General features: G+C 38.7%; 14 protein-coding genes. 9 read left to right on the top strand and 5 right to left on the bottom strand.

What is annotated here, in order from left to right:
• Nucleotides 1-188 precede the first annotated feature (188 nt).
• Nucleotides 189-2,045, top strand: a complete 1,857-nt coding sequence (locus tag HDE70_RS12335; RefSeq protein ID WP_183890412.1) for a DNA topoisomerase — start codon at nt 189-191, stop codon at nt 2,043-2,045.
• Nucleotides 2,046-2,051: 6 nt separating this feature from the next.
• On the opposite strand, the gene HDE70_RS12330 is transcribed toward HDE70_RS12335, so the two are convergent.
• A complete protein-coding gene (locus tag HDE70_RS12330; RefSeq protein WP_183890410.1) occupies nt 2,052-2,876 on the bottom strand; it encodes an aminotransferase class IV in 825 nt (274 codons plus the stop codon).
• 144 nt (nt 2,877-3,020) lie between these two features.
• Here HDE70_RS12330 and HDE70_RS12325 point away from each other — a divergent pair, with 144 nt between their 5' ends.
• The 5 genes from HDE70_RS12325 to HDE70_RS12305 all read left to right on the top strand — a co-directional run bounded on the left by HDE70_RS12325 (nt 3,021) and on the right by HDE70_RS12305 (nt 7,088).
• A complete protein-coding gene (locus HDE70_RS12325) occupies nt 3,021-4,115 on the top strand; it encodes an MBL fold metallo-hydrolase (RefSeq protein ID WP_183890408.1) in 1,095 nt (364 codons plus the stop codon).
• 43 nt (nt 4,116-4,158) lie between these two features.
• The gene (locus HDE70_RS12320) at nt 4,159-4,491 is read left to right on the top strand and encodes a hypothetical protein (protein WP_183890406.1); all 333 of its coding nucleotides are present in this window, start codon (nt 4,159-4,161) and stop codon (nt 4,489-4,491) included.
• Nucleotides 4,492-4,516: 25 nt separating this feature from the next.
• Nucleotides 4,517-5,371: a hypothetical protein gene (locus tag HDE70_RS12315; RefSeq protein WP_183890404.1), complete on the top strand. Its 855-nt coding sequence runs from the start codon at nt 4,517-4,519 to the stop codon at nt 5,369-5,371.
• The gene (miaA, locus tag HDE70_RS12310; protein ID WP_183890402.1) at nt 5,362-6,300 is read left to right on the top strand and encodes a tRNA (adenosine(37)-N6)-dimethylallyltransferase MiaA; all 939 of its coding nucleotides are present in this window, start codon (nt 5,362-5,364) and stop codon (nt 6,298-6,300) included. The genes HDE70_RS12315 and miaA overlap by 10 nt, the downstream gene beginning before the upstream one ends.
• Nucleotides 6,301-6,515: 215 nt before the next feature.
• Nucleotides 6,516-7,088, top strand: coding sequence for a hypothetical protein (locus HDE70_RS12305; protein WP_260160390.1), 573 nt, complete (start codon nt 6,516-6,518; stop codon nt 7,086-7,088).
• 68 nt (nt 7,089-7,156) lie between these two features.
• On the opposite strand, the gene HDE70_RS12300 is transcribed toward HDE70_RS12305, so the two are convergent.
• A complete protein-coding gene (locus HDE70_RS12300) occupies nt 7,157-8,419 on the bottom strand; it encodes an AsmA-like C-terminal region-containing protein (RefSeq protein WP_183890400.1) in 1,263 nt (420 codons plus the stop codon).
• Complete coding sequence (locus HDE70_RS12295; RefSeq protein ID WP_183890398.1) at nt 8,419-10,227, bottom strand: AsmA family protein; 1,809 nt, start codon at nt 10,225-10,227, stop codon at nt 8,419-8,421. The genes HDE70_RS12300 and HDE70_RS12295 overlap by 1 nt, the downstream gene beginning before the upstream one ends.
• Nucleotides 10,228-10,326: 99 nt before the next feature.
• Here HDE70_RS12295 and HDE70_RS12290 point away from each other — a divergent pair, with 99 nt between their 5' ends.
• From HDE70_RS12290 to HDE70_RS12280, 3 genes are read left to right on the top strand one after another with little or no spacing between them, the layout of a single operon-like run.
• Complete coding sequence (locus tag HDE70_RS12290) at nt 10,327-10,917, top strand: TetR/AcrR family transcriptional regulator (protein WP_183866695.1); 591 nt, start codon at nt 10,327-10,329, stop codon at nt 10,915-10,917.
• A 48-nt stretch (nt 10,918-10,965) separates the two neighbouring features.
• Complete coding sequence (locus HDE70_RS12285) at nt 10,966-11,190, top strand: hypothetical protein (RefSeq protein ID WP_183890396.1); 225 nt, start codon at nt 10,966-10,968, stop codon at nt 11,188-11,190.
• Nucleotides 11,191-11,194: 4 nt separating this feature from the next.
• Nucleotides 11,195-12,469: an MFS transporter gene (locus HDE70_RS12280; RefSeq protein ID WP_183890394.1), complete on the top strand. Its 1,275-nt coding sequence runs from the start codon at nt 11,195-11,197 to the stop codon at nt 12,467-12,469.
• Nucleotides 12,470-12,626: 157 nt separating this feature from the next.
• Here HDE70_RS12280 and HDE70_RS12275 read toward each other — a convergent pair whose 3' ends face one another.
• Together HDE70_RS12275 and HDE70_RS12270 are read right to left on the bottom strand one after the other, a co-directional pair.
• A complete protein-coding gene (locus tag HDE70_RS12275) occupies nt 12,627-15,833 on the bottom strand; it encodes a protein O-mannosyl-transferase family (RefSeq protein ID WP_183890392.1) in 3,207 nt (1,068 codons plus the stop codon).
• Nucleotides 15,830-16,171: a PadR family transcriptional regulator gene (locus HDE70_RS12270; protein ID WP_183866699.1), complete on the bottom strand. Its 342-nt coding sequence runs from the start codon at nt 16,169-16,171 to the stop codon at nt 15,830-15,832. The genes HDE70_RS12275 and HDE70_RS12270 overlap by 4 nt, the downstream gene beginning before the upstream one ends.
• Nucleotides 16,172-16,237 lie beyond the last annotated feature (66 nt).

Here is a 16,237-nt window from a genome sequence, read left to right as displayed (position 1 = left end):
CTTCTGCGCAGGTAACACAAAGCATGCCGGATCTCTCTGATAATGAGAGTTAAAAAGCCCGTAACCTGTTTGTTGACATCATATTCCCTGAAGACTTTGTGCAGTTGAATACAGCCGTCAAACGAGTTAATGGTTTTTTAATGTGAAGTATTTTGATGAAATTTAGAGATTCTAAAAAAGGAGAATAGATGAAGATTGTAATTGCAGAGAAACCATCCGTTGCACGTGAATTAGCTAAAGTATTTGGCGCAACGGGTAGAAAAGACGGATACATTGAGGGGAAAGGCTATACTTTTACCTGGGCGTTCGGACATCTGCTGCAATTGGCACCTCCGCAGGAATATGGCTTCATTGGCTGGAGAAGGCAACATCTGCCCATGCTTCCTGCTAAGTTTAAACTGGCAATCCGGAAAATTAAAACCAAGGACGGCCTGGTTGAAGATCCCGGGGTCAGGAAGCAGCTTGATATTATCAAAAAACTTTTTGATGAGGCTACAGAGATTATTGTAGCAACGGATGCCGGGAGGGAAGGTGAACTCATTTTCCGCTATATCTACTATTTCCTGAAATGTAAAAAGCCTTTTAAAAGACTTTGGATCTCTTCGCAGACTGATGAAGCTATTAAAGAAGGATTCCGGAACCTGAAGCCCGGTACTGATTATGATACTTTGTTCAATTCGGCACATTGCAGATCAGAATCTGACTGGCTGGTTGGAATGAATGCGACTCAGGCTTTGAGTATATCAGCTGGTGCAAGATCAGTACTTTCTCTGGGCAGGGTACAAACACCTACTTTAGCGATGATCTGCTCCAGATTTATTGAAACCAAAAATTTTGTACCACAATTATATTATCAGCTGGGTATACAGCTGGATAAAGACGGACAGCTTTTTAAAGCTGTCTCTACAGTCAACTTCAATGTAAAAGAAGAAGCGCAGGTATTATTTGATAAGATTGAAGATGTTGGTTCCGGATTTCCCACCGGAGGAAAGATTCTGGATGTAGAAGCCAAACCACGTAAAGAGCCACCTCCTTTATTGCATGATTTAAGTAGTTTACAGCAGGAAGCCAATAAGCGTAAAGGCTATACAGCAGATCAGACACTGAATTTGCTACAGAATTTATATGAAAGTAAACTGGTTTCCTACCCGCGTACAGGTAGCAGATACATTGGAGACGATGTTTTTGCTGGTGTTCCTCAGTTGATTACACAGCTGACGACACATCCGGATTTTGGAAAACAAGCTGAATTTCTGATGACTATACCTTTGAATAAAAGGAGTGTGAATGCGAAAAAAGTTACGGATCACCACGCTATTTTACCAACCGGTGAAACCCCTGCCCACTTAAGTTCCGATAAACAAGCTGTTTATGATATGGTAGTGGGCCGTATGCTGGAAGCTTTCCACCAGGAATGTGTGAAAGAGGTAACTAAAATAACTATTGAATCCGGTTCCCTGTTTATTGCCAATGGAACAGTTATCCGCTCGGCAGGATGGCGATCGGTATTAAATGATAAAGAAGAAGATAAGAAAGACGAGGATAACCCTTCTCTTCCAAAGGTTAAAAAGGGTGAACTTTTGCCTATTGTAGAAAAGGCATTATTAGAGAAGCAGACCAAGCCTAAACCTTTATACAATGAGGCATCTTTGTTAAAAGCACTGGAAACCTCAGGTAAGGAGATCGAAGATGAAGAGTTGCGTTATGCAATGAAAGACAGCGGACTGGGAACTCCGGCAACCAGAGCCTCAATTATTGAAACCCTGATCACCAGGGAGTATATTATGAGGGAAAAAAGAAATCTTGTCCCGACTTTTAAAGGACTGGCAGTTTATGATGTGGTGAAAGATCAGAAAATTGCACAGGCTGAATTAACTGGTTCATGGGAGAAAAGACTGGAAGAAATCCGGTCCGGGGCTTCGGTTGCAGACTTTAAAGCAGAAATCTCGGAATACACGAGATCAATTACCAATGAATTACTTGCTGCGGGGGCTGGTCTTGCTGAAAAATTAGTACCAAAAAAGGAAGATCCTGCGGTTGTATAGCGATCGCTATCTTATTTTTTCAAGCAGCAAAGCAGATAATTGAGTCGTAATCTTTCCCGCTTTCCCGTTGCCAATTGCTTTTCCATCTACCTTTAGCACAGGAAGAATGTTTTTCGTGGTGCTGGTTATAAAGGCTTCGCTTGCGTTATAGAGTTCTTCCAGGCTAAACTCACGTTCAGTCAATTGAAAGCCTGTATCCTTAAGATTCAATATATTTTTACGGATTACCCCGCTCAGAACATTGTCTTTAGCAGTAATTACTTCGCCCTCAGTAGTTACCATAAAAAAGTTGGCCCTTGGTGTTTCTTTAATAAAACCATCGAACTGATACAATACATCGCCTGCATTATTTTCTTTAATAAATGGTTGTAGCCAGATTGCCATAGAATAATCCAGCGTTTTCATTTCTGACAACTGCCTTTGATAAGGATAAGTAACCAAAGTGGTGCCTTCGGCCTGAAGTCCCTTTGGGACAGTTAAGGCTGTCTGGGTAATGATCAGATTTTGTGCAGCTGGCAGGGTATAGGCATCAGCAGAATAGCCGCCGGTTAAAGTCATCTTAATCCCTGAATCCGGTAAATTGTTTTTCTGCATCAGTTCAGTAATGATATCTTTTAATTCTTCAGGGGTCTGACTGATATGCAGGTGCATTTTTTGTGCAGAATTATAAAAGCGTGCGATATGATCGTCTAAGAAAACTGGCTTACCATTTATTGTTTTAAAGAAGTCAAATATTCCATAACCTCTTTGTATAGAAAGATCGGTAACTAATAGGGAAGCTTGAGCTTCCACTATAAAAGCATCGTTTAGAAAAACAGTATTGGAGCTCATTATTTACGCTTTTTAAAGTTTGGTAGCTATTTTAAAATGAAAAGGAGCTGCTAATTAACAGGCCCGTGCAATATTAATAAATTTCCCGGGCTTGATACTTCATCCAATTGTTATATTCGTTGAATGATTTAGCTATTCAGCCCTATGTATATCACTTTATTTATTCTATGCGCGTTATCCTTATTGGTTTATGCGATTTTAAAATTACCTGTTTTTGGTCGTTTACCAGAAGGCGCAAGGCTGGAACGTATCCGGCAGCTACCAAATGCGGCAGGCGATGAACTGCAAAATCAATCTTTAACACCTATGGTGCCCGAAGGTGGTTATTCGGCTATAATTAAAGCCATGCTGAAAGGAAACCCAAACAGCAGGCCGAAAATCGCTCTGCCACACGTTTTACCAGAACTGGATTCTGTAAAAGGCACGAAAGTAACCTGGTTTGGACATTCTTCTTATTTATTACAACTGGACACTTTAAAAATACTGGTGGATCCGGTATTCAGTAAAACACCTTCTCCATTTTCTTTTATCGGTAAAAAACAATACGCAGGTACGGATTTTATCAAAGCAGAAGATTTTCCTGCAATTGATGTGCTGCTGATTACACATGATCATTACGATCATATGGATTATCAAAGTATATTAAAGCTGAAGGACAGGGTAAAACACTTCCTGACTTCCGCAGGTGCAGGTTCTCATTTAATCCGCTGGGGAATTCCGGCAGAAAAAATTACAGAGCTGGCATGGGAGGAACAAACCGTTTTATGCGGTTTGAAATTCACAGCGAAACCAGCAAGGCATTTTACCGGGAGATTGTTTAAACGTAACCGGACTTTATGGTCTTCATTTATCCTGGAAACCTCTGAACATAAATTATTTTTAGGAGGTGATTCTGGTTACGATGCTCATTTTAAGGTTATTGGTGAAGAACACGGCCCTTTTGATCTTGCAATTCTGGAATGCGGACAGTATAATGAGTTATGGCCGTTAATCCATATGTTTCCTGAACAAACAGTGATGGCGGCTAAAGATTTGAAAGCAAAAGTGCTTTTACCTGTACACTGGGCGAAATTCACGCTGGCTTTACACGATTGGAACGATTCTGTTTTACGGGTCACTAAAAGTGCTGAAGAGTCGGCTCAGCAAATTACAACGCCTTTATTGGGAGAAACGTTTTTGCTGGGCGGAGACTATCCGCAGACAAAATGGTGGCTAAATATAGAGAATGGTAAACAATAGGTTTTAATGCTTGTTATACCTATGAATTCAAAATATCAAAGCTATGAAAACGGATCTTATAGAAATTTTTCAAACAATCAGGGCGACTTTACAACCTTATACCACTTTAGGCTTCAATGATGGGGCAAATAGTGATCAGAAATACGATCTTTGGGCTGCTGCACCTGCGGGGAAAGAAGGAGAGGATAAACCAGGTGTATTTTTTCTTAGTATAGAGATTAAAGATGACCATGTGGCTTTTGAACTGTTGCCTGATTCCATTCCTCAGCATGAGCGTACAATGTATATTAAAGAACTGGATGAGGTAACTTTGAATTTAATAGAAGATAAAGTTTCCGCCGGCTACAAAATATTCAAAGAGCATGAATGGGTGTAAGATGGATTATAAATAAAAAAAACGAGTGAGTAAACAAAAAATAAGCTGGCAACAAGAGCTTAAACAAGCGTTACTGAATATTGGCATTGAGTCAGAACTTTATACTTCTGACTCTTTTCTTTTATTGAAGTTCCGGGATAATGATGCATTGTACCTAAACTTGTTAAGTATAGCAGTTCATCCCGGTTCAGCAGAAACTTTAGTTTTACAGCAGGAATATACTGCTTCTGCTAAACAGTTGATCCAGCTTTGGGAAGATATATGGTACAAGAAGCCTGCCCAGGTTTTAAGCCGTATCAGCGCATTAATGGGAAAGAACCAACGGGTTCATGGTAGAAAAACCAGTGTGGTAAGTATCACTCAACCAGAGGCAGATGCCTTTCTGAAAGAGAATCATCTCCAGGGATCAGCTAAAGCAAGACATCGGTATGCCTTAGTTTTTGCTGGTCAGTTTATTGCCGTTGCTACTTTTAGTGGCAAACGAAAAATGACCAGAAGACAAGAGGATTATACTTCTGTTGAACTGATCAGGTTTGCTACTGCCGACGGATTTACAGTACAGGGTGGGTTAAGCAAACTCATTAAACATTTAATCAAAACTATTCTTCCCAATGATGTGATGACCTATGCAGACCTGGACTGGTCTTATGGCAAAGGTTATACGAAACTGGGCTTTGAACTGGCCGGGCAAATCCCTCCGGCAGAAATATGGCTCGATCAGGTTAACAACATCCGTTATTTTCCTCATCGCTTGCCAGAAGAGCTCAGGGCTGCCACTGCTCAGCTAACAGAAGCAGAGAAAATAACCTACTTAAATTCTTTAAACTACAGCAGTGTTTTTAATATGGGGAACCTGAAATATATCATACCATGCAACTAGAGAAAAAACCACTTTTAATTATAATGGGCCCAACAGCTTCAGGAAAAACTAAACTTGCTGTTAGTGTTGCCAATATATTGGATGGAGAAATTATCAGTGCAGATAGCAGGCAGGTATTTAAAGACATGGATATAGGGACCGGAAAGGATCTGCACGAATACAAGATCGGTGAAAAGCTTATTCCATATCATTTGATCAATATCAGAGAGGCCGGAGATAGTTATAATGTGAATTCTTTTAAGGATGATTTCTATCAAATATTTGAAGACCTTAATCAGCGGTATAAAGTTCCGGTATTATGTGGTGGCACAGGAATGTATATTCATAGTATCCTGCAAAACCATCAATACACAGCAGTTCCGGTAAATGAAGAATTGCGGACAAGCCTTCCTGCACATGATATTGATGCATTACGAAAAATATTGGCTGGTTATCCGGCCGCATTAACAGCGCATGCAGATCTCTCTTCTGCCAAGCGGTTGGTCAGGGCCATTGAGATCGCAGCATATTTACAACACCATACCTTAGTGGAAGAAAATCGTCCTTTACTGAACCCTTTGGTAATCGGTTTGGACGGAGAAGTTGATTCCCGCCGCGAAAGGATTTATCAAAGACTGAATGAGCGTTTCGATAATGGGTTGATAGCAGAAGTAGAAGGGCTTTTAGCGCGTGGTATAAGTGCTGAAACGCTGCTATTTTATGGTTTAGAGTATAAATTTATCACTGAATATCTCCAGAATAAGCTCACTTTACCAGACTTAAAAGAGAAATTGTACATCGCAATCCGTCAATTTGCGAAGAGGCAGATGACTTTTTTCAGAAAAATGGAAAAAGACGGTATTATGATAAACTGGCTTGACTCTGCTATGAGCACAGCCCGGTTAACGCAGGAAGTTATTAAATTATATGACCAATCATTCAAGCGGTAAGCTGCTGTTACAGAAGTGTATCACGTATCCTTTATCCGTGCAATCAGAATTTGAAATCCCTGATTTTTACTGAAGATCTTCCCGTTTTGAAAAAGCCCGTCTATTCAGGTTTCAGGCTTGTTTGATAGGTTAAATAAGCTGCGGATTATCGTAGTGGCATGCATTTTGTATTTATCCGGTGAAAGGTTGATAAAAATTGTCAATCGTTAAAACACATGAATAAATATAATAAAATGAAAGTTTCTACTAAATTTCTTGCTTCGGCAGCAGCTGTTGTGGCAATATTCTTTACAACTAATGTTAGTGCTCAAAAAATAGGTATTGGTGCAAATATCGGTATCCCTACCAATAACAATTATAGTGTTGCTGCTGGTATCGATGTACGTGCGCAATTTGATGTAACTAAGCAATTATCTATTCCAATTGCAACTGGTTACAACCATTATTTTGCAAAAGACCGCGTATATAGTGTTGGTGCTGTCAATAATATTGAAGTTCCTGATTACGCTTACATTCCTGTAAAAACTGGTTTAAAGTATTTCTTTGATCCAACTGGTTCAGGTATCTATGCAATGGGTGAAGTAGGTGCTGCTTTTGGCGTATCTAAAGATTCAAAAACAACTTTCCTTTATGCACCAACTTTAGGTTACTCATGGAGTAATGGTTTAGACTTAGGTATTAAATATGAAAATACTGGTAAAGGTGATGCATTACGTTATGCAAACAACTATGATAACAAAAGTGTAGGACAGATCGCATTGCGTATCGCTTACGGTTTCAAATTATAGGCTGAAAAGCTGGCTTAAACATAAAAAGGGTGGGTATTTTTAAAATACCCACCCTTTTTATGTTTAAGCTATTCTTCCTCTTTTTCCTCCAGCTTAGCTTCTTTGTTTCTTTTTAAAATAATGACCGGTTTATCTTGTGTTCCGGTAATGGTTAAAGGAATACCAATCAAACCAAAAGGTGGCAAACCTAATCTTCCGCTCATATTTAAGCGGCCATCAAAACTAACCTGTCCTTCAAAACGGGGCCTGAAACCTGCAATACGCATTTTAAATCTTTCTATAGTAATGATATTCCTATTGATCGTAGATTTAATCTCGACATCACGCAAGTCAGGATTGTTTAAACTATCTCTGCGGGTTGCTTTACTCACCGCATTCATCATTTTAAATCCACTTAAGCTCACTTTCTTCAAAGACAATACACCAGCACCTTTTAAAGATGGGTATACCGGAAGCATATCCTGGTTCAGTTTTCCTGATAATTGATAATCCAGTCCTACTATACCTTTAACTTTAGAAGCCGAAGTTGCGAGTGTTCTGAAGATTTTTATTTCTTTATAAGCTTTGGCAATATCAAATTCTTTAGCCGAAATATGATAATCGAACAAGGCAGATTCAGGAGTTATACTTTTATAAGTTGCATCCATATTTACCGAAGCACCGATCAGGTTGAAGCTGGTTTGGTTTAAGGCTAATGTACCATCCTTTAAAACCAGGTTACCTTTTGCATTTTTGATTTGCAGACCATTGTAATAGACAGTACCCGCGTTAGCAGATAAAGTTACATCCAGGTTTTCCGGAATCAAAATAACCCCGCTGCTTCCCGCAGGGGCGCCTGGAATTGGTTTTGGTGTATTGTAAACCATTAATTCATCTGCAAAAATCTGTCTGCTCTGAAAATTGAAATTACCGGTTAGCTTTGCTTTAGGGGTAAGTACATAGTTAATCACATTGCCCAGCTGACCATTCATCGTAAAATCTGACTTTCCATAACTCGCTTTAAACTTCTCAAATTTCATGTTGTCCTGTGCAAAGGAGAACACTCCGTTTTTGATTAAAAATGACTTTGGAAAAAGGTCTGATTGCAGGCTGATATTATTTACAATTAATTGCCCTTTGTTATTCAGCTTTTGATAGTTTCCTGAAGTAGCATCACTTTGCAAGCCTTTTAAAGAGAGATCAGTAAATACTTTTCCATTCACATTATAGCCCTTAATTGCAAAGAATTGGTACATTTTACCAATATCTATAGTTCCTTTTGAAGTAATATTATAAGATACATTTTCAAAATTCCTGACTGCTGCCTTCAGCATAAAAGGCTGGCCTGCCATTACGAAAGAGATCGTTTGATATGTACCTGTGTACCTCTTAAGGTTCCATCTTTATTAGTCAGGGTTCCATCTACAATAATATTTTCTAAAGGCTGATCAAAGTGAGCAGTCTTAATTCTACCATTTGTGAGTTTGAAAGATGCTTGTGTGACAGGGAAAGTTTTTCTGGCTTTGTTGTATACACCTTTACTTTGCAGGTCCATGTTAAGTTCTCCGTTAAGTTCCAAATCCTTTAAAGGATAGAACTGTTTGATTTCGGCAAGATTAAGCATAGATTTTAAATTTATAGCGATGCCCATATGACCAGGTTGTATTTTGGCCGAACCTCTGATATAATTACTTAAAGCCTGTAAATTAACCGCATTAATATCTAATTGCGTATGCTTGTAATTTCCATCAGTATTACGCCCGTCTATATCGAAATTGATTTTTTCAATGGAAGCATTCAGTGAAGGATATTTAAAATAACCATTATGCAGCGAAGATTTTAACCTGAATTTTGGAATGAGGTTGACGGTATCTACCTGTCTGATACCACTTCGTACTATTTTTCTGTTAAATTGCCCGTCAGCTTGCAGATCTATAGTATAAACTCCTTTTAAGTTGCTGACTTCAAATATCTTTCCCCATTTCGTTAAATCAATTGATCCGCGGGTATTGATAAAGACTTTAGATTTTTTTAAACCATTCAGTTTAACTACTGAGTTTACATAATCCTTGCCCATATTAAAATATAAGCTGTCCATATCAATATATAAACTATCAGGGTTTAAGCTGGGAAGTTTCATCTGTAAATTTAAATACAGGTTACGAATAGCCTCCGGTGCTTTAGGATTAGCAATATAACCATCCCGTACTTTGATATTAAAAGATAGGGTAGGCATAATCTTTTGTTTAGCCAGGTATTTCCCTATTAAAGAAGCATTGATTTCAGCATAACCTTTAATCGTTGTTTTTTGCATCCGGTTTGCAATTGATGGGGGCAATACCGTGAAAATATTATGAAGATCAGTTTCTTTGGCGGCTGTCTTAAAATTGATGTCATAACCATCTTTAAGGAAGGAGAACTTACCCACAAATAAAATCGGTAAAGAGTTTATCTTTAAGTCATTTTCATTAAACATCAGATCGAGGGAATTGGTATTGATCTTCGTTACCAGTTTAGCATCAACCTTTTTATGCAGCAAATAAGGAGCATTATTATAATATAGATCCAGTGTATCAATTCTGGCATTACTCTTTAAGTCGAAAATAGCTTTGCTCAGATCTCCATTACCAGTATAATTTAATCCTTTGGCGTTAACCTTCATCGGGATCGACTGATCATTATAGATCAGGTTACTCTTATTGATAAAAATCCCTTCAATTTTTATCGCAGTTGAAGCACCATCCTGAGCAGCCGCAGGAGTATGATCACTCTTGTATACATTATAATTTGCGTTTCCTTTTTTGTCAACCTGGATATTGATATCGGCCTGGTCTAAAAAGATCTGATCAATCTTTACCTGTTTTGAAAAGATAGTGCTCAGGTTCAAACGAAAAGATAATTGCTTTGCCTGAATCAGCGTTTCTTTTTCAAATGGGGCAGCGCCTTTTAAAGTGAAGTTGTTCAGGCTGAGTGTTAAAGAAGGGAAGTGTTTGAAAAATGATAAACTGGTGTTTTGAAACTCAACTTTTCCATTGATATTTTGATTGATCCTGTTCTCTATCTCTTTGGAAATTGTATTGGGTATGATGTAGGGGATGAGCAATACCAGCAGGATCAAAGACGCAATGCTTATTCCTGTGATTTTAAGTACTTTTTTCAAGAGGGTAAATAATTGATGTATGTGGTACAAAGATATATTTTATTTATTATTTCATTAATGAATGAATATTCACTTATATTTGATTAATCATTTGATATTATGCGCACAAGAGATATAGAGAAAGAGAACCTGGTTAAAAAAATTGCCGTAGAAACTATAGCAAAGGGCGGTTTTGAAAGTTTTAGTATGAATAAGCTCGCCAAAGCGTGTGGCATTTCCGTAGCCACACTTTATATTTATTACAAGGACAAGGATGATCTTCTTTCACAACTTGCAGTGGAGCATGGCAGGATGCTGGCAAAGTCAATGCTTCACAATTTTGATGCGGAAGCTTCTTTTGAAGACGGATTACGTCAGCAGTGGGAAAACCGGTATCGGGAGCTGATCAATAATCCAACACTGAGCAAATTTAATGAGCAATTGAGAGCCTCTGTTTATCAGGATCAGTTTCTCTCCACTTTAATGGAAGATGCTTTAGTGAAATTCAAAAGGTTCAATGATAATATTATCTCTCGTGGAGAAGTCCGGGAAATGCCTTTCGAGGTTTACTGGTCAGTTGCCTTTGCACCCCTTTATGCTTTGATCAAGTTTAACAATGAAGGGCAAAGTCTGGGAGGGAAGCCATTCAAGATGACGGATGAGATGTTATGGGAAGCTTTTGATTTAGTTGTGAAAGGATTGAGAAAGTAAATCAATGATTATACAGGAGTATTTAAACAGAACTAAGAATGAGAAAAAATGGAAAATTTCAATCATATCCTGCTTTTTAGAACAGATATAAAATCTGAAGAGGATAAACAGGCTTTACAGCCTTTATTGGACAAAAACAAGAATATTGAACAATGGAACGTAGATCTCGATGATGAGGACTTCGTTTTAAGGATCGTCTCTTATACCTTAAAACATGAGCAGGTTATCGAAATGGTTCGGGATCGCGGCTATAAATGCTGTGAATTAACTTAATTTTATGGAAACTAAAGGAACTACACCTTTTTCTGGCTATCAAAAGATAGTAATCTTTATTTTAGCAATGACTCAATTTACCGTTATACTTGACTTTATGGTGATGTCCCCTTTGGGCGATATGCTGATTAAGTCTTTAAGTATGAAGCCTTCCTCTTTCGGGATTGCAGTTTCTGCTTATGCTTTCAGCGCAGGTATCTCAGGTTTATTAACCGCAGGATTTGCAGATCGTTTTGATCGTAAAAAACTGCTTTTATTCTTTTACAGTGGTTTCATTGTCGGAACCTTTTTATGCAGTTTAGCCAGTTCTTTTGAATTATTGGTTGCTGCACGTATCATCACTGGTTTATTTGGCGGCGTGATCAGTTCTATCTCTATGGCCATTATTACCGACCTTTTTAGCTTGCAGCAAAGAGGAAGGGTAATGGGTTTTATACAGATGGGCTTTGGTGCAAGCCAGGTATTAGGAATTCCAATAGGCTTGTATATTGCCAATAAATGGGGGTGGGAATCTCCTTTTGTAATGGTTGCAGCAGTCGCCATAATTATTGCTGTTTTAATTGTGGTGGTTTTAAAACCAATCAACAAACATCTTGGTTTGCAGCATGACCGTTCTGCATTCAAGCATCTTTGGCATACCGTAGCCAGAAAAAATTACAGGATTGGTTTTGCCGCAACGGCTGCATTGTCAATAGGCGGTTTTATGATGATGCCATTCGGAAGCGTTTTTGCAGTTAATAACCTGCATGTTACAGCTGAAGAACTGCCTGTATTGTTTATGGTTTCTGGAGTAAGTTCATTGATCATCATGCCTTTAATTGGAAAGTTAAGTGATACAGTGAGCAAATTCAGAATTTTCAGTATTGCTTCTATCTGGACTATGCTGATCTGTGTAGCCTATACGAATTTGTCGGCAACCCCATTCTGGATAGTGATCGGTCTTAACGTTTTGATGATGATCGGGATTATGAGCCGTATGGTTCCTTCTTCCGCTTTAACCAGTGCAATTCCTGATATGGAAGACAGAGGTGCCTTTATGAGTATTAACTCTTCTATGCAGCAAATTGCAGGTGGAGTAGCGGCGGCAGTTTCAGGTATGATCGTTGTTCAGCAAACAAAATTCAGTCCTATAGAACATTATGATATCGTTGGTTATGTGGTTGTAGTGGTCACATTGATCAGTATATTTTTAATGTACAGGGTGAACCAGCTGGCTAAAAAGAAACCAGTTGCTGTAACTAAGGCCGAAGAACCTGAACCGGTTATGTCAGAATTTTAATAGTATTTACTGTTTTTATGGCTACTCAGTTCATTAAGCCTACTGAACGTATTGTGATCTAAGTTGGAAAGGGGTTGGTAAGGCCAATAGCCTTACCAACCCCTTTCCAACTTAGATCACTTACAGATGTTTTATAGTTCTTGATAGTAACCTCTGATCAGCTTCTTCTGATACCAGATTTATCTATCATTTGATTAAACGCATCTTTAACAACGCGGTTTAATTCCTGCTGTTTATAACCAGCCGTCAATTGATCAAGCTGATGTAAAACAGATAAGCTCAATCTTGTATCTTGCAGGTAAACTTGCTGGAATTCGGGCGCAAGCGTACAGACATAATTGAACTCTTGAGCAAGAAAACCAGTTGTTTCTCTGGTCAGCTGATTCGCCTCTTTGATCCGGTTGAGTGCATATAAATTCTGAATTGTGCTGATCCTGTTCACCGTATCTCTCACCGAATAATTTGTGAGTGGTAAGTCTCTCAGACATTTCTGCATCAAATGCATGGCCTTCGCAGATTTTCCTTCCATAATCAGATTGCTGGCGAGTGTATTGTTAAAACCCCAGGTCGAAAATACGATCCTTTTGGATTCCTGATCCAGATAAGAAGCTTTATGAAATGCGGTGTAATCTATTTTGTTCATCACATTTGCGTACATCACATCCGAATTGGTTTTCTCGCTTTTATCTCTGCTATCCTCTGCTGCGGTTTTAAAAGGCAGTAAACGGTACGCATATCCTTCCAGGTAAAGATATCGATCAAGACCAATATAAGTATCTTGTGATACCGAGGTCGCAAAATATACCGGACGTTCCCAATTGTTATGAATGAGGATATCAAATAAAGCTAAATCACCTTTACTGGCGTAAGATTTATTAAAGTTCCATTCCATTGTTTTACTCACCTGTGCTTTCTGAGCAGGAGTGATGGTATGTGTTTTAACCAATTGTTCAGGATCTACCGTGAGTTTTAACTTTTTAGTGGGCAGAAAATTCATAAAGGTACCATCGGTCATCTGTACCTGGTCTTCTTTGTTTTCAGAAGTCATTACAGCAAACAGATCCTTCAGCTCCACACTGTCAGTTAACCCATAATCTACATAAGGCAAATAATCTCTGACACCGGAAACATACTTTTCTTCAGCCATTGTGATAGGTAATGGCGCCGATTTATTCATTTGTTTCTTCAATTGATTAATGAAAGAAGCATCGGGCAAAAACTGCATGCAAATTACACGTACGTCTGTTCTGAAACCTTCTACCTCTTGTGCGTACCAAAGAGGGAAAGTATCGTTGTCTGCATTCGTGAAAAGAATTGCATTAGGAGCACAGGAGTTTAAATAATTCTTCGCCCAGTCTGCTGCCGTATTTTTATGAGACCGGTCATGATCATCCCAGCCTTGTACACCCATCAATACAGGTGCAGCCAGTAAACATATCCCTGTAGCGATGATCAGGCTTAACTTCTGCTGTGCTATTTTTGATAAAAGTTCTTTCAGCGCCAGTACACCAAAGCCAATACAAATGGCAAAAGCATAAAAAGAACCTGCATATGCATAATCTCTTTCTCTTGGCTGCAATGGATCTTGATTAAGGTAGAGAATAATTGCTATACCGGTGAAGAAAAACAGGGTAATTATCACTATTCCATCTGCTTTGTTTCTGCGGTAAAGCCAGATCAGTCCGGCAATCCCCATAATTAACGGGAATCCATAATAGACATTATGCCCGGCATTGGTTGTGATTGTTGCAGGAAGATCAGACTGATTGCCTAAACGCAGGCTATCCAGTGCTTTGATACCTGTGATCCAGTTGCCATCTTGTACATTTCCAACACCCTGAACATCGTTTTGCCTTCCTGCAAAGTTCCATAAAAAGTAACGCCAGTACATAAAACCCAATTGCCACGAAGTAAAAAAGCTCAAATTCTGGGTAAAGGTTGGTGTTTGTCCTTCATTGAGGTTAAGCCATTGCTGATAATATTTATCATGTCCCGCTTTCTGGCTGAAGGTTCTTGGAAAGAGGATGTTTTTATCATAAGTGGTTTTATAGGTTTTTCCGGATACTTCGTATTTTGAAGCTCCTTTACGGTAGGTATTTCCGGTTTCTTTATTCTCTACTACTTTAGCATCAAAAGTATTACCATAAATTAAGGGGGTAGATCCATAATTTGTACGTCCAAGGTAATCATAGAGAGAAAATGGCATATCCGGATTGCTCAGGTTGATATTGGTTTTTGCATCTGCTCTGATCAGAATCATCAGATAGGAGCTAAAACCAAAAAGAACAAATACCAAACAAAGCAGCGCCATATTCAGGTTATATTTCTGCTTGCGTATCGAGTAATTTATTGCGCCATACAAAATTGCCGCAAAGAGTAATATAAAACATATAGCACCTGAGCCAAAGAAAAGACCCAAAGTATTCACAAAAAGAAGGTCAGCTTCTGCTGCAAAGAGTACAAAATACTGGATCAGTACAAATTGAACAATCCCTACAATCAAACAACCGATTAAAAAGGCTTTAATTGTACCCATAATTCCGGGTTTTTCTGCTTTTTTAAAGTAATAAACGAGGGTTACAGCAGGTATAGTCAATAAACTTAAAAGATGGACACCAATAGAAAGGCCTACAATAAAGGAAATGAAAATCAGCCAGCGGTTATTGGTTTCGTTCTCCCATCTCAGAATGGCCCAGAAAGTAACTGCGGTAAACAAAGAGGAAAGGGCATACACTTCTGATTCTACTGCTGAAAACCAAAAGGTATCGGAGAAGGTATAAGCTAGTGCACCTATAGCACCAGCAGCAATGATACTGAAGGTTTTGCTGCCAACTTTCTCTTTTCTGTAAATTTTGGAAGCTAGAGCTGTGATGGTCCAGAACAGGAACATAATAGTAGCTGCACTGGCAAGCACAGCGCTGAAATTAATCCAGTAAGCAATTTTCGCAGGATTACCCATTGCCAGCAGACTGAACATTTTACCAATCATCAGAAAAAGTGGTGCACCGGGCTGGTGTCCAACTTGTAATTTGCTGGCGGTTGCAATAAATTCTCCGCAATCATAAAAACTTGCGGTCGGTTCCATCGTAAGCCAGTAGGTGAGCAGGGCAATGCCAAAAAGTACAAAACCAGCCACTAAATTAATCAGGCGATATTTCTTTTTTTCTTCTGGCGTATTGATCAGCTCATTGAATTCTGTATCGATCAGGTCACGTACTTCAGCCATATTGAATTTAGCGGAAGCTGGTTTTTGTTCCAGAGAAGTAATGAGGTGATCATATAATTCGTCAAGCATATCTTCAGTGAGCGATAAGCCCAGAAGATGCTGCCGTATTTCTAAATGCTGCTGTGCGGTTAGTTTCATGAGAGTTTAGATTTGAGGTTAAGCAGCAATTGCAGATTCCCAATAAAACTCTCGGCTTCCTGAAGTTTGTTTTCTACTTCTTTTTTGCCAGCGGTGGTCAGCGCATAATACTTGCGGACCCGGTTGTCCACTAATTCTGTACTTGTACTTAACATACCGTCAGCTTCCATTTTATGTAAGCTGGGATACATTGCACCTTCCGTCAGTTTAATTTCTCCACTAGTGATTTCCTTCACTTTCTGGGTGATCTCATAACCATACATTTTCTCATTTTCCTGAAGAAGTTTTAAAATGATAGTTTGCAGGCTGCCTTTTAACATTCCATTTGCTGTACTCATAAAGCAAATATATAATTTTCTTACATACATAGGAAAATTATGTATACTGATTTTTAATTGTTTAAT

Origin of the sequence: Pedobacter cryoconitis (assembly GCF_014200595.1) — a bacterium.
Taxonomy (GTDB): Bacteria; Bacteroidota; Bacteroidia; order Sphingobacteriales; family Sphingobacteriaceae; genus Pedobacter; species Pedobacter cryoconitis_C.
Note: the sequence above shows the minus strand (reverse complement) of the source record. Positions and strands in the feature narration are given on the sequence as shown.